Source organism: Pseudomonas azerbaijanoccidentalis, from assembly GCF_019145495.1.
Lineage (GTDB): Bacteria > Pseudomonadota > Gammaproteobacteria > Pseudomonadales > Pseudomonadaceae > Aquipseudomonas > Aquipseudomonas azerbaijanoccidentalis.
On record NZ_JAHSTU010000001.1, the window covers coordinates 1397551 to 1416410 of the forward strand.

General features: G+C 61.5%; 13 protein-coding genes and 1 pseudogene. 8 read left to right on the forward strand and 6 right to left on the reverse strand.

Going from position 1 to position 18860, the window contains the following annotated elements:
- Window positions 1-403: 403 nt before the first annotated feature.
- From KVG88_RS06025 to KVG88_RS06040, 4 genes are all read left to right on the forward strand, one after another.
- A complete protein-coding gene (locus KVG88_RS06025) occupies window positions 404-1750 on the forward strand; it encodes a hypothetical protein (RefSeq protein ID WP_150704973.1) in 1347 nt (448 codons plus the stop codon).
- Between the two features lie 35 nt (window positions 1751-1785).
- On the forward strand, window positions 1786-4017 hold the full coding sequence (locus KVG88_RS06030; protein ID WP_217870672.1) for an Ig-like domain-containing protein: 2232 nt from the start codon (window positions 1786-1788) through the stop codon (window positions 4015-4017).
- Window positions 4018-4078: 61 nt separating this feature from the next.
- Window positions 4079-4540: a curlin gene (locus tag KVG88_RS06035; protein WP_150704971.1), complete on the forward strand. Its 462-nt coding sequence runs from the start codon at window positions 4079-4081 to the stop codon at window positions 4538-4540.
- Window positions 4541-4567: 27 nt separating this feature from the next.
- Complete coding sequence (locus tag KVG88_RS06040; protein WP_217870673.1) at window positions 4568-6016, forward strand: curlin; 1449 nt, start codon at window positions 4568-4570, stop codon at window positions 6014-6016.
- A gap of 71 nt (window positions 6017-6087) precedes the next feature.
- On the opposite strand, the gene KVG88_RS06045 is transcribed toward KVG88_RS06040, so the two are convergent.
- A complete protein-coding gene (locus tag KVG88_RS06045; protein ID WP_150704969.1) occupies window positions 6088-7014 on the reverse strand; it encodes a LysR family transcriptional regulator in 927 nt (308 codons plus the stop codon).
- Between the two features lie 156 nt (window positions 7015-7170).
- On the opposite strand from KVG88_RS06045, the pseudogene KVG88_RS06050 reads away from it, so the two are divergent.
- A pseudogene (locus KVG88_RS06050) lies at window positions 7171-7566 on the forward strand (helix-turn-helix domain-containing protein); the annotation flags it as partial.
- A 119-nt stretch (window positions 7567-7685) separates the two neighbouring features.
- Here KVG88_RS06050 and KVG88_RS06055 read toward each other — a convergent pair.
- Both KVG88_RS06055 and KVG88_RS06060 read right to left on the reverse strand, forming a co-directional pair.
- Window positions 7686-9128 (reverse strand): catalase, encoded by a 1443-nt coding sequence (locus tag KVG88_RS06055; RefSeq protein WP_150704967.1) that lies wholly within the window; start codon window positions 9126-9128, stop codon window positions 7686-7688.
- A 173-nt stretch (window positions 9129-9301) separates the two neighbouring features.
- Entirely contained in the window at window positions 9302-9877 is a 576-nt protein-coding gene (locus KVG88_RS06060) for a flavodoxin family protein (protein WP_150704966.1), read from the reverse strand.
- 347 nt (window positions 9878-10224) lie between these two features.
- Between KVG88_RS06060 and KVG88_RS06065 the strand changes: the two genes are divergently transcribed.
- Entirely contained in the window at window positions 10225-13029 is a 2805-nt protein-coding gene (locus KVG88_RS06065; protein WP_217870675.1) for an ATP-binding protein, read from the forward strand.
- Here KVG88_RS06065 and KVG88_RS31170 read toward each other — a convergent pair.
- Together KVG88_RS31170 and KVG88_RS06075 are read right to left on the reverse strand one after the other, a co-directional pair.
- A complete protein-coding gene (locus KVG88_RS31170; protein ID WP_217870676.1) occupies window positions 13006-14475 on the reverse strand; it encodes an ATP-binding protein in 1470 nt (489 codons plus the stop codon). The genes KVG88_RS06065 and KVG88_RS31170 overlap by 24 nt on opposite strands.
- Window positions 14476-14632: 157 nt before the next feature.
- On the reverse strand, window positions 14633-15583 hold the full coding sequence (locus tag KVG88_RS06075; RefSeq protein ID WP_217870677.1) for a GlxA family transcriptional regulator: 951 nt from the start codon (window positions 15581-15583) through the stop codon (window positions 14633-14635).
- 253 nt (window positions 15584-15836) lie between these two features.
- On the opposite strand from KVG88_RS06075, the gene KVG88_RS06080 reads away from it, so the two are divergent.
- The gene (locus tag KVG88_RS06080; RefSeq protein WP_217870678.1) at window positions 15837-16559 is read left to right on the forward strand and encodes a pirin family protein; all 723 of its coding nucleotides are present in this window, start codon (window positions 15837-15839) and stop codon (window positions 16557-16559) included.
- A 94-nt stretch (window positions 16560-16653) separates the two neighbouring features.
- Here the strand turns inward: KVG88_RS06080 and KVG88_RS06085 are convergent, their stop codons facing one another.
- Window positions 16654-17529 (reverse strand): LysR family transcriptional regulator, encoded by an 876-nt coding sequence (locus tag KVG88_RS06085; protein ID WP_217870679.1) that lies wholly within the window; start codon window positions 17527-17529, stop codon window positions 16654-16656.
- A gap of 113 nt (window positions 17530-17642) precedes the next feature.
- On the opposite strand from KVG88_RS06085, the gene KVG88_RS06090 reads away from it, so the two are divergent.
- Window positions 17643-18854, forward strand: a complete 1212-nt coding sequence (locus KVG88_RS06090; protein WP_217870680.1) for a YbfB/YjiJ family MFS transporter — start codon at window positions 17643-17645, stop codon at window positions 18852-18854.
- The last annotated feature ends 6 nt before the right edge of the window (window positions 18855-18860 follow it).

Here is an 18860-nt window from a genome sequence, read left to right on the forward strand (position 1 = left end):
ATAGGGTTTATAGCCCACTGCTGGCAGTTTGCCCGTTTCCGGGAGTGTTTCCCCCAATCTTTGTAGCAGCTGGCGAAGCCTGCGTTCGGCTGCGCAGCAGTCGTGAAATCAGCTAACACGGTGGATCAGTAAAACCGCGCGCACAGGTTTTGCGACTGCTTCGCAGCCGAACGCAGGCTTCGCCAGCTGCTACGCGTTTTGGCTTGCCCCGCTGCCCCCATCTACCCCCAATCCTGGGGAAAGAGGCCCGTTCCCACAATCGGGGGAACGCAGCCCCATCGTCGGGCGAACGCCTGTGGACCGGGCCTCTCACAGCCGTTTTCGGCGGTTGGCATGGGAGTTGCCGAAGCCCTCTCAACTGACCCATATCCAAGGGGCAGGTACTCTGATAGAGGGATTACACATGCACCCTTTACTGTCCAAAACCACGATCGCCCTGATCGTAAGTGCTCTGGCCCAAGGCGCCGCCCAGGCTGCGCTGTTTGCTGTAGATCCTGGTCCGTATCAGCCAACCACGGGCGGTTTCGCCGCCTGGTATCAAGATAGCCACGGTCGAACCCTCGACTTGTGCCTGTCAAAGGCTGTCAGTTCCAGGGTACCAGGCGCCCCCGGCGCGCCTTCCTACATGTGTGTTTTGAATCCGGCTCCCGGGGTTTTCGACGACACACAACCCATCGTTTTTCCGAGCAACTTTCCCGATGAAACGTTCTGGTTCACGGGTGAGGGTTCTCTCGTAGACGCCGCCCGAGGCATCGACTTGACGTTTGTCAGTGCCGTCGAAGCAGCCTTCGGCGCAGAAGAAGTGAAAGAAGGTGACCAAGTCAGTTTTGGCCGTATCCGTATTCGGGTCGACGTACCCACCGCCGGGGTCTACACCATCACTCACCCCTATGGCGTCGACATCTTTGACGTACCTGCCGCTGGACGCCGCGCGATCAACATGACTCGCGACATCGGAATCGGCACGCCGAAAACCTACGATGGCGCGCTCAAAAGTGACATCGGCCCTTTCCTGCGCAGCGTCAACGGCCCCTACACCGAGATTAACCCGGTCACGGGTGCAGCCGATCAATTCATCGGTGATCCAAACCTGGCCGAGGCTTTCACCGGCAGCCCCTTCAACACCAACTACATCCGTATTGAAGGCCCTAACGGCCTGGATATACGCACCAACGTCATGACCATTTCCGGCAAGTTGTCGACGGTGGTCCGCCCTACCCCGATCATCGCCGAGCGCAGCACCTACTCGCGCAAAGCCGGCGCCAGCGCACCGGTCGCGCAACAGGACGTCTTCGTGTTGGCCCCACCGCCACCCGCTACCGTGACGCTGGACAGCAACAGCCCGGTGTTGAACCTGACCGAGGCAAACACCACCGGCCACTGGTACGCCCAGTCCGCCACCAACCCGACGTTGCCGAGCACCCTTGCGGTAACCGCCGACAACCACCTGGCCATCCCTACCAGCACCCCTACCTCCATCTCCATGCCGTTGACCGACCTGGTGGTGATCTCACAGGCGCAGTACAGCCTGAGCAGCGGGCAGATCACTGTCGTGGCCTCGACCAGCGATGAAACATCGCCACCGGTCCTGACCGTCACCACCGGAACCGGAGTCGCCATCGGTGCGCTCAGCGGCGAAGGGGCGGTGAAATCGCTGTCGACCGGCATCTCGCCGATTCCACCGGCCAAGGTTCGAGTGACGTCATCCAATGGCGGCAGCGATACCGAAGAAGTGGTCGTCGTGCAATGAACGCACATATGCCCAGATCCTCATCAGGAGGCATCATGAACAAATTGCCACGCCTGGCGCTCAACGCCCTGGGACTGACTTTATCGTTGTCCGGCAGTGCATTCGCGCAACTCGCTGCCGTCGACCCCGGCCCTTACACCTATGCCACGGGGAAATTCCCCATGTGGTATCAGGACAACAATTCGCTGTCGCTGGAACTGTGCCAGTCGCGGGCGACCAGTTCGCGGTCACCTGGTGCTCCTGGCGCGCCAGCCTACATGTGCATCCTGAATCCGGAGCCCGGGTTTTACGACGACACCCTGCCAATGGTGTTCCCGGATAACTGGCCGCCGGAAACGTTCTGGTACCTCGCCGAAACCAGCATCAACGATGTCGGTGGCTATGGCGTAGACGCCTATGTGGCCGGGATTGAAGCGGCATTCACTGCCGAAGACCCGATCGACGGCGACCAGGCCAGCTTCGCGCGGATTCGTCTGCGGATAAACGTACCGGTTGCAGGCACCTACACCATTACCCACCCGTACGGTGTGGAGACGGTCAACGTCACCACCCCGGGTCGTCGGGCGATCAACATCACCCGCGACATCGGCATTGGTGCACCAGGCAACTTCAGCGGTGCACTCAATGGCGAGGTCGGGCCTTTCCTGCGCAGTGTTAACGGTCCTTACACCGAAGTGAACCCGGACACCGGTGCCATTGAGACGTTCGTGGGTGATCCGAATCTGTCCGAAGCGGTGACCGGAAGTCCCAACAACACTAACTTCCTGCGTGTCCAAGGCCCGCCGGGGACCATCCAGACCACCCTCTTCACGGTGTCCGGCAAAGTCCTCGACAGCCGCGCACAAACCCCGGTGGAAATCGGCCGTGCCACTTACCGCCGTGTCGCTAGCGGTACCCGGGTCGAAGTGTTCGGCAAATCGGCGAACACCTCGAGCCTGTGCTTCCGCGAAACCGTGGCCCTGGTTCCCGGACCACCGCAGTCGCCATGCCTGACCGGCATGCTCGGCGACAACACCGGCCAGTTCTTCGGCCATCGCCTGACCGGCAGCACCGTACCGCCCGTGGTGGTGGTCACTGCGACCGACCCGACGAATACCACCCGGCCAACCGCGGTTTCGAGCAAAGTCTCTGACGTGGTGAAAGTGCAAACCGCTCGCTACAACTGGACCACCCATAGCCTGCTCATCGAAGCCACCTCGTCTGACGAAGTAGTGGTGCCGGACATGGTTGCCCAAGGTTACGGACGGTTGACCAAGTCTGGCACCCTGCAACGCCTGACCGTTGCCGACCTGACGCAGCCACCGGCCACCGTGACGATCAAATCGGCCTCGGGCGGCAGCGATACCGAGCCGGTCGTCGTGGTCGGCACCGCACCGGACACCGGTGAGAATCAGGCGCCAGTCGCAGTCGCCGACAGTGGCACCACCACTGCCGGTGTGCCCGTCACCCTCAACCTGGTGGCCAACGACAACGATCCGGACAACAACACGCCACTGAGCATTGCGGCGTTGACCCCAGCGGTCGGCGGCGGCTCCGTGGCACTGAGCAGCACTTCGACGGTGGTCTATACCCCGCCAGCGGTGGTCACTGCTCCGTTGACCGCGACCTTCACCTACAAGGCTCAAGACGCCAAAGGCCTGGCCTCCACCACAGCGGCGACCGTAACGGTCACCGTGAATCCGCCGCCTAACCAGGTGCCGGTGGGTGTGGCTGACAGCGTCGCGACCCAAGGCACCGCCGCAGTCAACATCAACGTGTTGGCCAACGACAGCGATCCAGACGGCAACGGACCACTGGTAATCGCCAGCGTGGCGCCGCCACCGGCCGGTCGCGGCACGACCACCACCAATGGCACAACGGTGACCTACACGCCTCCGGCGGTGATCCTCGCGCCTTTCACCACGACCTTTACCTATGTCGCACGGGATAGCCTCGGCGCCCTGTCGGCACCGGTCACCGTCACGGTGCAAGTCTCGCCAGCCGTGGTACTTGAAGCCTTCAACGTAACGGCTGCCAGCGTCACCGCACGTGCCGGCAACCGCTTTACCTGGAACTTCACCGGTACGTCCTCGGCGATCCTCGGCAACACCGTGACCGTCCAGGTCACCACGCCGACCGGTCTGGTCACCCTGGGCACCGCCACCGTGGCGATTACCGGACGCTGGACCTTGAACGTCACCAACGCGATCGCCCCATCGGTCAACCCGACGGCGACCATCCGTTCAACCCCGGGCTCTGTGCGGACCGTCAACGTCACCGTGCAGTAAGCGCTCGCCCCACCGGCCGAGTCGGCTGGTGGGGCAAGCCCTCAACCAAAAGGACAATGCGATGAAAACGCCGACCGCCGCCCTGCTCTGCCTGCTTCTGCTTTGCAGCAGCGCGGGTGTGCGCGCCGACGACTTGATGGAGAACGACGACCTGGCGCCCGGCGCCGATCTCGGCGAGCTGCCACCCCCTGTGGGCCAGCAGGCTTTGATCGACCAGAACGGCCAGGCCAACGTTGCGCTGCTGCAACAGAACGGCCAATCGCTGCTCGGCCAGATCGTGCAGTCCGGCAGTAATCAGGAAGCCTACATCCTGCAACAAGGCAGCGACCTGATGGCTTTGATCAACCAGCAAGGTTCCGGCAACGCCGCGTCGATTACCCAGACCGGCAGCCACAACCGTGCGCAGATTACCCAGAACGGCAATAACAACGACGCCAACATCGTCCAGGCAGGTACGGGTCAGCAAAGCGCTGTCACCCAGGCTGGCAATGGCATGAGCGTATCGGTCACTCAATATCGCTAAAGCACTGCACCACTTGGAGGTTTCATCATGTTCAAACTGACGCCCCTCACAGCCGCCATCCTGGTCATTGTCAGTGCCCAGGCAATGGCCGATGACAGCGTGTCCACCCAAAACCAGTTCGGTACCGCCAACATCGCCGATGTGAAACAGAAAAGCGCTCCGTTCAGCACCGCCACCCAGCAGCAACTTGGCTCGGGCAACGATGCGGCCGCCGTCCAAGACACGGCGACCAGCACCATTACCCAGACCCAGATCGGTGACTACAACGCCGGTTACGCCGAGCAACTGTTCGAAAATAACAGCACCATCACCCAGACCCAGACCGGCACCTTCAACACCGCCCACGCCAGCCAGTCGATCGGGGTCGGCGGCGGCGAAGCGCTGCAACAACAGCAAGGCAATGGCAACTTCTCGTTCGTCTATCAGGACAGCCAGGAAAACACCTCAGGCCAGACCTACCAATTCGGCGACGGCAACGAGGCCAACATCGAACAGATCCAGCTGGGCACGGCCAACAACGCCGTGATCATCCAGTACGGCACCACCAACTACGCAACTGCCGAACAGATCGGCCATATGAACGGCCAGATCAACATCAACCAGGCCGGCAGCACCAACTATGCCTATGGCGACCAGCGCTACGGCGAAGGCGGCACGCTGACCATCAACCAATATGGCGACGGCAACGGCACTGAAGTCTGGCAAGACACCCAGATCAACGCTCAGGCGACCATCAACCAGTACGGGCAGACCAACGAAACCATCGTCGATCAGAGCTTCGGCCAGGACAACGTGGCCACCGTGCTGCAAGTGGGCGATCTCAACGCCATTTACGCCGACCAATTCGAGTCCCTGGGCTCAACCGTGGCGCTCTATCAACAGGGCACCGGCAACGTGCACTTCACCACCCAGGGCGGCGACGGCCATGTGCTCAACGCCAACTCGGTGGGTAACGACAACAAGGTCTACGCCAGTGACTGGAAAGGTCCGCAGCTGGGTGGCCAGTTCGGCAGCAATCAGCGCGCCACCGTCAACCAGGCCGGCAATGGCAACGTCGCCAGCTTCACCCAGGATGGCATCGGCCACATCATGACCACCAACCAGACCGGGACCGGCAACAAAACCACGGTCAGCCAGACCAACTCGTTCAACGAGTTGTACTTCGATCAGAACGGCAGCGACAACATCCTGATCTCCGATCAACGCGGCACCACCAACCTGGCCCAGGGCAGCAGCAACGGCTCCGGGAACAGCACCGAGTTCAACCAGGAGGGTCTGGGCAACCAGGCATTCACCACGCAGCTGTATGGCGACGACAACATGATCACGGTCAAACAGGCTGACACCATGAACGTGGCCTCCGTCACCCAGGGCGGCACTGGCAACATTGCCAGTGTGGATCAGAGCGGCAACTACCAGAACGCCAACGTGCAGCAGTTTGGTACAGCCAACCAGGCAACAGTGTTGCAGCAATAATCGCGCAGCGTGAGTAACCGCGGCCCTCGGGGGAGGGTCGCGGTTTTTTTATGGGTGCATGTAGATCAGATTCAGGCGGGTTCCGGGATATCCAGTGACACCGACATGAACTGACTGATGCGCGAACGCAGCCAGCGCTCTGCCGGGTCATTGTCGTGCACCCCGCTCCAGGCCATCGACAACTGCGCCGCCTCGATCTCGAACGGTGGGTCTTCCGCGCGCAGGCCGCAGCCTTCGACCAGTGCACAGGCGGCATAATCGGGCACTGTGGCAATCATTTCGGTTCCGGCGAGCAAGGCCCGCAAGCCACTGAACTGCGGCACGCCGAGCACCACTTTGCGGCACCGCCCGACCTTGGCCAGATCCAGGTCGATGTTGCCACTCAGGTCCCCCGAAAACGACACCATCGCATGGGGCCGTGCGCAGTACTCGTCCAGCGTCAAAGGCCCGGGCCGATCATCGCCGCGCAGCACCTTGCAGGGAATGTCACGCAACTTCTTGCGCTTGGCATTGGCCGGCAGTTCGGTGGTGTAGCTGACGCCAACCGATATTTCCCCGGACGCCAGCAACGCCGGCATCAACAGGTAATTGGCCCGGCGCACCACCACGACAATACCCGGTGCTTCTTCCTGCAACTGGCGCAGCAACGGTGGAAACAAGCCGAACTCGGCATCGTCCGACAGCCCGATGCGAAACACATCGCAACTGGTCGTCGGATCGAACTCCTTGGCGCGGCTGACCGCTCCGGAAATCACGTCCATCGCCGGTTGCAACTCCTTGAGAATCGACAGGGCCCGCGCCGTTGGTTCCATGGCGCGGCCGTTGCGCAGCAGCAACGGATCGTCGAACAGATCACGCAGGCGACCGAGCGCCGCACTCACCGCCGGTTGGCCCATGAACAGTTTTTCGGCAACGCGGGTCAGGTTCTTTTCGAACATCAGCGCTTCGAAAATCACCAACAGGTTCATGTCGACGCGGCGCAGATCGTTACGGTTCATGCACGGGTTCCTTGTGAATGCAGTCAGGCGCGAGTGTGCCGATTGTGTCTGACTTTACTCAAGACTTCCCGTACTGCAGAAGGAATTAACAACGTTTAACTCGCAAGCCAGAGCCCCCGGACCCAAGAATGAGGCCTACCGACTCGGACATTCGCCATGGCTCACTTCCAGCAAAACGCCGCCCGCGCGACCGTCACACAGGCACTGAAAAAAAACGCCGGAGGCCTGAGCCTCCAGCGCGAACGGCTGGTGAAACAATTGATCCTCGAACGCCTCGGCGAAACCCTCGAGGTCACCGAACTGGCCGACGCCTGTGCCTTGTCACGCAGTCACTTCTCCCGCGCCTTCAAGTGCAGCACCGGCTTCTCGCCTCAGGAGTGGATTCGCCAGCAACGCATCGCCCGCGCCAAATTGCTGATCCAGCACACGGACCTGAGCCTTACGCAAATCAGCCTCGAATGCGGGTTCTGTGATCAAGCGCACTTCTGCCACATGTTCACCCGCAGCGAAGGGATCAACCCGTTTGCCTGGCGCTGCCGGGTCATGCGGGATACAAAAAACCCTTGTGGAAGCGAGCCTGCCCGCGATGGCGCCGGCACATTCGACATCAATGTCGCCTGCCAGTCCGCCATCGCGAGCAGGCTCGCTCCCACAAGGGATCGAGCGCTGCCTCAGCCCAACGGCACCAATCGTTCCAACGCCTCGGCCACGCCGCGACCATAGGCCGGATCAGCCTTGGTGCAGTTGTCGATGTGGCGCTGGCGAATCATTTGTGGCACGCCGTTCATGGCCCGGGCGGTGTTTTCGAAAAGCAGTTGCTGACGCGCCGGATCGAGCAAACGGAACAGGTTGCCCGGCTGCTCGTAATGATCCTCTTCAAGCCGATGGTCATAATGCTGGGCAAAGCCTTCCAGCGGCAGCGGCGGTTCGGACAACTCTTTGGAATCTTCCCATTCGCCGACGCTGTTCGGGAAATAGCTGGCTGTGCCGCCAAGGTTGCCGTCGGTGCGCATGGCACCGTCGCGGTGGTAGCTGTGATGCGGGCAGCGCGGTGCATTGACCGGGATGTGATTGAAGTTCACCCCGAGGCGATAGCGCTGTGCGTCACCGTAGGAAAACAGCCGCGCCTGAAGCATGCGGTCTGGCGAGAAGCTGACGCCGGGCACCACGTTGGCCGGGGAAAATGCCGCTTGTTCGATTTCAGCGAAGTGGTTCTCGGCGTTGCGATTGAGCTCCATGGTGCCAACTTCGATCAGCGGAAATTCACCATGGGGCCAGACTTTGGTCAGGTCGAACGGGTTGTGCCGATACGTGTTGGCCTGTGCTTCTTCCATCACCTGAATGCACAGTTTCCATTGCGGGAAATGGCCTTGCTCGATGCTCTCGTACAAATCCCGCAGATTGCTTTCCCGGTCGTTGCCGACCACCACCGCGGCCTCGGCATCCGAGAGGTTTTCGATGCCCTGCTGGCAAACGAAATGAAACTTCACCCACACCCGCTGGTTGTCGCGGTCGATCAGGCTGAAGGTATGGCTGCCGAAGCCATGCATGTGGCGGAAACTGGTGGGAATGCCGCGATCGCTCATGACGATCGTCACCTGGTGCAACGCTTCGGGCAGCAGGGTCCAGAAATCCCAATTGCTGGTGGCATTGCGCAGGCCGGTGCGCGGGTCGCGTTTGACCACATGGTTAAGGTCGGAAAAACGCAGCGGATCACGGAAGAAAAACACCGGGGTGTTGTTGCCGACGATGTCCCAGTTGCCTTCATCGGTATAGAACTTCACCGCGAAACCACGAATGTCGCGTTCGGCATCGGCGGCGCCGCGTTCACCGGCCACCGAGGAAAAACGCACGAACAGCGGGGTCTGCTTGCCCACTGAGCTGAAAATATTGGCTTTTGTGTAACGAGTGATGTCATTGGTTACAGTGAAGGTGCCATAGGCACCCGCACCCTTGGCGTGCATGCGCCGCTCGGGGATCAGTTCGCGGTCAAAGTGAGCAAGTTTTTCCAGCAACCAGATGTCTTGCAGGAGCGCCGGCCCGCGAGGCCCGGCGGTCTGGATATTGAGGTTATCGGCTACCGGGGCGCCGGTGGCGTTGGTCAGCTTTTTCATGGATGGATTCTCAATGGACTGCTGCTCATCAGGAGCGAAAACCGCCGCGGATCTACGCCCGCGTCGGGGTGCATCAACCCATGGGTCACGCCGTAGGCGCACCGGGGCAGACATTCAGCGTAGAACCTTTCAACGATTTTGCTGGCGCGCGATCACTGCGCTCTTGATCCGGGTCAATCGATGACTCTCCCCATGCGCGCGGCCAGTCGCGCCACCCGCTCACCCAGATGCGCAGCCGTGCAGCGGTCCTCGGCAGGCGGCGCCAGCTCGGGGGATTGCTCGACGTTCGACTGGGCCATGGCACCCAGCGAGCTGCCCAGGCGATTGAGCTGCCCGTCGAACGCGCCGACGGCTGAGCGTGCGGGCAGCAGATCAAGGCCGACCCAGATCATCGAATGTTGCGCGGCAAACACAGCCATTTGCAGCAGGGTGTTGAGTTTGTCGCCGCACAGGCAGCCGGAGTTGGTGAACCCGGCCGCGAGCTTGTCACGCCAGGGTTGCGCCAGGTAGAACGAGGCGGTGGCTTCCATGAAGCCCTTGAAGGCCGCCGAGGCGCTGCCCATGTAGGTCGGGGCGCCGAAGATGATCGCGTCGGCGTGGTGCAGGCAATCCCAATGCTGGTCAACGTCTTCGACGGCGATCAACCGGCAGGTGCTGCCGGGGTGGCGTTGCACACCTTGGACCACGGCTTCGGCCATGACCCGGGTATGCCCGTAGCCACTGTGATAAACCACCACCACCTTGCTCATGCCGCTGCCTCCAGACGTGTTACTTCCTTGTAGGAGCTGCCGTAGGCTGCGATCTTTGATATTTGCACCTAAAAGATCGCAGCCTGCGGCAGCTCCTACTGCAGAGTGTTGGGTGCAGGCCGCGTGCACGACGAGTTAAAAGATGTTAATTCTCCATGGCCGACTAAAAGTCATTACCAGCTACCTTCCGACGCTTCGCTCAACAAACACGGAACCTGCCGACTATGCTGGAAACCCGCAGTCGCAGCGAACACCCGGCAGTCATCCTGCCAGCGCATTGCACAGATGAAAAAACTTGAGGAATATGCTCGAAACCGCGATCTAGACGGATGCAGCAGGAGTGAGCGTTGACCCTTTCCCTAGAACAGGCTGTGCATTTCGGCCCCTACAGGATCTACCCCGAACAGCGCCTGGTAATGGAGGCCGACCAGCCCCTGCGCCTGGGCCGACGGGCCATGGACATCCTGCTGATCCTGTTGAAGCACGCCGGGAACGTGGTCAGCAAACAGCAACTGATGGCCGAAGTCTGGCCCAACAGCGTGGTCGAAGAAATCAACCTGCGCGTCCACATGGCCGCCCTGCGCAAAGCCCTCGGCGACGGCCAGGCCGGGCAGCGCTACATCGTCACCGTGGCCCAGCGCGGCTACAGCTTTGTTGCGCCTTATTCGCTGGAGCATGTCGAGCAACACCCGGCCAATCCTGCCAAGGCCTCACACGGCCATAACCTGCCCTTGCGCCGCACCCGCCTGATCGGCCGCCAGGCGTTGGTCGACAGCCTGGTGATGCATCTGCCCCGCCAGCGTTTCATCACCCTGGTCGGCCCCGGCGGCATCGGCAAGACCACCGTGGCCCTGCGTGTCGCCGAACAATTGATCGGGCGTTACCGCGACGGCATTCGTCTGCTCGATCTGGCTCCGGTCAATGACCCGCGGCTGATTACCGGCCACCTGGCAACGCTGCTCGACCTGTCTCTGCACGATGGCGAACCGATGAGCAGCCTCGCGAGCTTCCTGCGCGAGCGGCAAATGTTGCTGGTGATCGACAACTGCGAACACCTGATCGATGCGGTGGCGCTGCTCAGCGAAAACCTGCTGCGCGGCGCACCGCAGGTTCACATTCTGGCGACCAGCCGCGAGAGCCTGCGAGCGGAGGGCGAGTTCGTCCAGCGCCTGGAGTCGCTGGACTGCCCTCCTCCCATTGCCGTGCTGGACCGCGCCCAGGCCCTGAGCTTTTCCGCGCTGCAGTTATTCGTCGAGCGCGCCATGGCCAGCCATGACAGCTTCGAACTGAGCGATGCCGAGTTGCCGTTGGTGATCGACATCTGCCGCCGCCTCGACGGTATTCCACTGGCCCTGGAACTGGCGGCTGCGCAAGTCGCCAGCCTTGGCCTCGAAGGGTTGTTCACACAACTGCAAGACAGTTTTCGCCTGCTGACCCACAGCAGCCAGGCGACGCTTGCCCGGCACCAGACGCTGCACGCCACGCTGGACTGGAGCTTTGCCCTGCTCAACACCTGCGAACAAACCTGCTTGCGCCGCTTGGGTGTGTTCCGTGGCGGTTTCACCCTTTCATCGGCAGCAGCGGTGATCGTCGGTGAACACATCGAGCCGTGCGAGGTGTTTGGGTCGATCACGCAACTGGTGGCCAAGTCCCTGCTGAGTGTGGACGTCGGCGACGAAGAGGTGTTCTACCGCCTGCTCGACACCACTCGCAGCTATGCGCTGGAAAAACTCGAGCAGGCCCACGAGTTGCCCGGCACCCGGGAGCGCCACGCAGAACGCTGTCTGGCCCTGATGCAACAGGCACAGACCGACTGGGAACTCATCCCCACCACGTTGTGGATCGAGCGTTATGCCCGGGGTCTGGAAGACATCCGCGCAGCACTCGATTGGGGCCTGAATGCTCGGGGGCCCGAGGCGCTGGCGATCCGCCTGACCGCCGCCTCCACGCCGCTTTGGCAAGAACTGTCGCTGCTCAAGGAACACGGCGGTTACGTGCGCAAGGCCCTGGCCTTGCTCGACGCGGCGGCCGAACCTTGCCTGCCGCTGAAAATGGCCCTGAAGCTGGCCCTCGGCAGTGCCTGTTATCACGCTCAGGGTGGCAGCGCGGAAACCGTTGGCGCCTTCGTCACCGCCCGCTCCCTGGCCAGACAGTGCAACGACGTCGTCGGCGAGTTGCGCGCCGTCTCCGGCCATCTGGCGGTCAACCTCAGTTGTGGCAACTATCAAATGGCGTGGGTACAGAGCCAGCAATTCGATCGACTGGGCCTCGACGGCGATCCGGTGCTGTCGCTGAGCACCCATCGCCTGCGGGTGCTGGCCCTGCATTTTGTCGGGGATCAGCAACAGGCGCGGGTGAATGCCGAGGACGTGATCCAGCGCATGGCCCAGAGTGGCCATCTCAACCGGTTCACCCATGGCTTTGGCGTGCAATACGATCAGAGCGTCGCCGCCCTGACCATCCTGGCACGCATCCTCTGGTTGCAGGGGCATCCGGAACAGGCCTGGCGCACGGCGCGGCAGGCCTTGGACATTGCGTTGCAGATCAACCATGGCACCTCGATCTGCTACACGCTGGCCCTCTCGGGCTGCCTGATCGCCCACTACAACGGCAACACCCGCACTGCACGCGACTTGTTGCACCTGCTGCTGGAACAGGCGCAAAAACACTCGGTGCTGCTGTTCTACTCCTGGGCGCAACACTATGCACAAATCATCGACAGCGCAGAGGCGACGCCATCGCCCCGCGCGGCGGTCGGCCTGATCAAGGAAATCATGGTCACCCTCGACACCGCGCGCGTCGACGACGACCTGTTGCAACGCGCCGACAGCGGCGCCGCAGGCTGGAGCACGGCGGAGATTCTGCGAGCCCGCGCCGAGGCGCTGCTGGCAGCCGATTGCCCGGCCAAAAACAGCACGGCAGAAACCGTGCTGATCAAAGCGATAAACGTGGCGAAATCCCAAGGCGCCCTGGCCTGGGAACTGCGCAGCGCCACCTCGCTGGCGCGGCTTTGGCAGCGTCAGGGTCGCTACCGTCAAGCTCACACATTATTGGCGCCGATCTATCAGTGCTTCACCGAAGGTCACGCCACGCCTGACTTGAAAGCCGTACGGCGCTTGCTCGACGAGCTACAAAGCCACGTGCCGGTCTGAGGACCGCGCGTGGCTGATGTATCCGGCATAGCGCATTTCGTACGTACGCAATGCGCCGCTGTGTTCGAGTTTTTCCAGGGCATAGCTGCGGGTGGTATTAAGGAAGCGGTAACGACTCGCGCCATTGACCAGTTCCAGTGACAACAGCGACTTTTGCACCAGGCTTTCCATCACGCAGGTCAGGTTCGCGGATTGCAACGTGGCGCAACTGATCACGCCCTTGGCCGCCTCCAGGTTGAACGCCGACTTGAACACCGCCAGCCGCTGCAACACGGTTTGTTCCTGCGGGCTCAGGCGTTCGTAACTCCAGTCGAGGGCAGCCTTGAGGGTCTGGTGCCGGGGCACGGCGGTACGACGCCCCTGGGTCAGCAGCTGAAAACAGTTGTCCAGTTGCGCCTGCACTCCCACCAGCGCCAGCGCATCGATCTGCGCCGCCGCCAATTCAAGCGCCAGCGGCAAGCCATCGAGCCGCCGACAGATTTCCCGAACGGCCTTGAGATCCTGTTCGCGCAGGGCAAAACCCTGCTGGCGAGCCCGGGCACGGCTGACAAACAATTGCACTGCCGAGTAGCCCATGAACTCCTCGACACTGCGCAACGCCGAAGCGGGTGGCACCACCAGTGGCGGCAAAGGCATGAGCGTTTCCCCGGAGGCCAACAGCGGCTCGCGGCTGGTGACCAACAGTGACAGGCGCGGTGCCGAGGTCAGCAGGGTTTCGATCAGCGTCCGACAGCTTTCCTGCAAGTGTTCGCAGTTGTCGAGGATCAACAGCGCGTGCCATTGCTCCAGCGCTTGCAGGGTGGTGCCGACGCCCAAACCGAGGGTGCGCGTCAGGTGATCAACCACCTGCGCCGGGTCGTCGATCATTGCCAGATCCACCAGCCACACGCCATCGCGATAGTGCTGCAACAACAGCTCGGCGACGCGCAAGGCAACGGTGGTCTTGCCGATGCCACACGGCCCGACCAGGGTCATGAAGCGCCGCACCGGCAACTGTCGCACCAGACTGCCGACCATCGCATCACGCCCGATGACCGGGGTCAGCCGTGCCGGCAAATTATGTCGAGGTTGATGCGCGGTTTCGATCGGCACCGGCACGGCCTGCGAGGCTTGTTGCACCGAGGCGACAAAACTGTAGCCACGCTGGGGAATGGTGGCGATGTAGCCATCACCGTTGTGCTCGTCACGAAAGGCCCGACGCAACGCGGCGATGTGCACGCGCAGGTTGATGTCCTCGACCACCGACCTCGGCCAGACTTGAGCGATCAGCTCGTCTTTGCTGACCACCGAACCTGCGTGCTCGACCAGCACCTGCAGGATATCCAGGGCCCGGCCGCCCAAACGTAGCGGCTGATCACCGTGCAGGACCAGTCGCTGGTTGAGGTGGAACGTGTAGGGGCCGAAGCGCAGCACCGTGTCGCTGTGCAAATCTTTAAGGCTGTTCATGCTTCACCCGCCGGGAGCCTGCTCGGCACGGGAGTCCGTCCAGGCTCCGTACCTTCCTTGCAATGAGTTCACGGTTATCTTGGCAGGCCTCGGTTACGGTACAACCGCCACGGGGGGAGCGTCACGGCCATAACGGTGCCCATGACAGCCAAGAGCGCTAGCTGAACTGTTCGCGGTACTGAATCGGGGTCAGGCCGAGTTTCTCACCGAACAGAAAACGCATGTGCCGCACGCTGCCGAAGCCGCTTTTGAAAGCCACGGTCTTGAGCGGCAGCTCAGTGGTTTCCAGCAGATTGCGGGCGCAATCGATGCGTGCACTTTGCAGAAATTCCATGGGCGTCATGTTCACTTCCCGGGCGAAAACCCTGGCGAAGTGACGCGGACTCATGGCCGCCAGACTGGCCATGCGTTCAATGCTGTACGCTTCATCGAGGTGCTCCAGCACGTGGTTCTGCACCCGGGTGATCGCTGTTTCGTGGGGCGCCACGGCGGCCATCAACGGGCTGAACTGCGCCTGTCCACCTTGGCGTTTCATGACCACCAGCAGCACCTTGGCCACATCCTGCGCGACTTTTTTGCCATGGTCCCGAGCGACCACCGACAGCGCAAGGTCAATACCGGCGGTGACGCCACCGGAAGTGATCAGGTCGCGGTCCTGGATAAAAATCTGGTCGGTTTCGACGCTGGCCGACGGGAACGCCTTGATCAGCCGTTCGGTGTAATGCCAGTGCGTGGTCACGCGATAACCGTCGAGCAACCCCGCATGCCCGAGGACAAACGCGCCCGTGCAGATCGAACCGTAACTGGCCGAACGGCCAACGTTGTGCTTGAGCCAGTCGAGCAACGGCGGATGTCTTTCGTTGTACGCACCGGGGCCGCCGGGCACCAGCAACAAGTCATAGCCGTCGCAAGCCTGATCGATAGTCAGATCGGCTTGCACGCTGACTCCGTTGGATGCGCGCAACGCGCCGGGCTCGGTACCGATGGTCGACAGCACATAATGATCGTCAGGTTTCAGATAACGATTGGCGATGGAAAACACCTCCATTGGCCCGGCCATATCGAGCAGGAGGAAGTCGGGGAACAGCACCATTGCCACGGTTTTCATGGGTTGCACATCACTGAAAGTAAAAAAGTCCTGACTGACACCGTCCCCTTTTAGAAGCGAGCCCGCTCGCTCCTTCAGGTCACGTGTCGTGAATTATGACGAAGTATGCCTCAAACCCCGGCAATTCATCCCACCCAATACTGTCAACTTGAAGGAGACAGTATTTCAATTTTCATCTACTTATTGCACCAACCAGTAACCATTAACCTTCTCCTCACTCGGACGAATCAACGTCCCCGCAGGAGATTCCATCATGCTGACCCTTCGCAAAGCTTCTGATCGTGGCATGGCCAACCATGGCTGGTTGAAGTCGTTCCACACCTTTTCCTTCGCCAACTATCGCAACCCCAAAGAGCAGGGTTTTTCCGACCTGCTGGTGATCAACGACGACCGTGTGGCCGCCGGCAAAGGCTTTGGCCAGCACCCCCACCGCGACATGGAGATTTTTTCCTATGTGCTCGAAGGTGCGCTGGAACACAAGGACACCCTCGGCACCGGCTCAGTGATTCGCCCGGGTGACGTGCAGTTGATGAGCGCCGGCAGCGGCGTGGCCCACAGTGAATACAACCACTCGGACTCGCGGCCCGTGCACTTTCTGCAAATCTGGATCGTGCCTGAAGTCAGCGGTGCCAAACCGCGCTATCAGCAGGAGCACTTCAGCACGCAGAAAAAACGCGGTCGCCTGCAACTGATCATCTCCCCCGACGGCGCCAAGGGTTCGTTGAAAGTGCGTCAGGATGCACGGGTGTACGCCGCACTGATCGATGGCAAGGAAAGCGTCACCCTGGAACTGCCGGCAGATCGCTACGCCTACGTGCATGTGGCGCGCGGCAGTGTCGAACTCAACGGCATGCCATTGCAGGCAGGCGACGGCGTGCGGGTTCGCAAAGAACAGCTGCTGACCTTGAGCAACGGCGTGGATGCCGAAGTACTGGTGTTCGACCTGCGCCCGCAAGAGCTGCCTGAAATGCCGTAACCGAAAGATCGCAGCCTCGCTTTGGCTCGACAGCTCCTACAGGTGTTCGCAATCTCTGTAGGAGCTGTCGAGCCAAAGCGAGGCTGCGATCTTTTCACTCACCGGTCCCGGAAAACCCCGCCACAATCTCGTCAATCACCACCCGCACCCTGGCGGTATGGCGCAAATCGGCATGGGTCACCAGCCAGATGTCATAGGGCACCGGCTTCGTACGCTCCGGCCACAGCCTGACCAACCCGTCCAGCTCGCCCATGTGCACCGGAGTCTCGCCAATCCCGATGCCCGCAGCGATGGACCGTCGCACCAGCAAACTTGAACTCAGGCTGGAGACAATCCGCCCGCGTCCAATCGGTTCGCCCACCAGCGTTATGTCCTTCCCGGCCTGCACATACGGCTGATACACCACCAGGTCATGCCCCTCGAACGCCATCCCCGGCTCCGGGATGCCATGCGCGTCGACGTAAGCTTGCGAAGCGAACAAACCCAATGGCCAACGGGCGATCCGTCGGGCGATCAGGTCGGGGTTTTCCGGCCGGGTATTGCGCACGGCGATATCGGCCTCGCGCTTGGCCAGACTGAGGATTTGCGTCGAGGCGTCCAGTTGCACCCGCACATCGGGGTGCTGTTGATGCAGGCGTGCGATGGCCGGGATCAAAAAATCGATGGCCAGCGAGTCCGTGGTGGTGACCCGGACAGTCCCGGTCAACCGATCATCCAGGCCTTGAATGCGCCGCTCAAGCTCCAGCGCCGAGGTTTCCATCTTCTCCACGGCTTTCAATGCTGCTTCACCGACAGCCGTCAGCGCGTACCCCTCGGAGGTGCGCAGAAACAGCGTCGCGCTCAAGGATTTTTCCAGCGACGTGATCCGTCGTCCGACGGTGGCCTGATCCACCCCAAGCACCCGCGCCGCGCCCCTGAGTGTCGATTCGCGGCACACCGCCAGAAACACCCGTGCGTCATCCCAATTCATAGGGTTCTCCCCGTGATGCATTTACGCATCACAATAGCGCGAAATCGCTGCATTATCGCAACAGCCAATCTGGATAAGCTGGGGGCCATTGAGAAACCATCAGGAGAGCTCCCATGCTCAGCCCCACGCCCACCTCACGCCAAGGCATCTGGCTGCCAATCTTTGCCGGTCTCTGCGCCAGTCTGGTCAGTATTGGCCTGGCGCGTTTTGCCTACACGCCGCTGATTCCTTCATTGATCCAGGCCCACTGGTTTTCCGCCAGCGACGTGGTGTACCTCGGCGCCGCCAACCTGGTGGGCTATCTGGTTGGTGCGCTGACGGGTCGCCCGCTCGCCCGTGCTACATCGAACAAAACCGCACTGCGATTGATGATGCTCGCGGTGACGATGTCGTTTTTCGCGTGTGCCTTTCCGCTATCGGTCAGTTGGTTCTTCGGCTGGCGCTTGCTGTCCGGCATTGCCGGAGGAGCGATCATGGTGTTGGTCGCAGCCACCGTGCTGCCCCACGTACCGGCCTCGCGCAAAGGCTTGGCCAGTGGCGCAATTTTTCTCGGCCTCGGGTTGGGCATTGCCGGCTCGGGGACCATTGTTCCGCCTCTGCTGAGCCTGGGGTTACAGCAAACCTGGCTCGGCCTCGGTCTGTTGGCGCTGATTTTGACGGCGGCAAGCTGGTTCGGCTGGCCGTCGACTGCAGTACCTGAAACAGCGGCTCCGCCGGTCAAGGCCGCCACCCCTCCCGGTGTGTATCTGCTGTTTGCCCAATACGCGTTCATGGCGACGGGCCTGGTGCCGGCGATGATGTTTCTGGTGGACTACGTGACTCGCGGGCTCGGCGCCGGGCAACACCTCGGGGCGCTGATTTGGGTGATGTATGGCATTGGCGCCATTATCGGCCCGGTCAGTTATGGTTTTTTGGCGGATCACCTCGGGGCCAAGCGTGGCATTCGTCTGGTGCTGGGGGTGCAGGCAATCGCGGTCGGCCTGTTGTCGATGTCCAGTTCATTCACCGCCCTGGCATTGCTGGCCGTGATCATCGGTTCCTTTCCGCCGGGCATCGTGCCCCTGGCATTGGCACGGGTTCATGAGCTGATCCCCGAGCACCGTCAACAGCAGATCGCCTGGAGCCGAGCCACCGTTTCCTTTGCCACGTTCCAGGCAATCGCCGGGTTTGCTTATTCGGCATTGTTCAATGCCAGTGGCGGGCACCACGAGTTGATGTTCGTGATCGCGGCCGGGGCGATTGTTGTCGCGCTGTTGCTGGAACTGGCGATGCGCCTGCTGGCCCAACCCAATGAACATGCCTGCACCCGACCCACCACCGCATGAAAAATC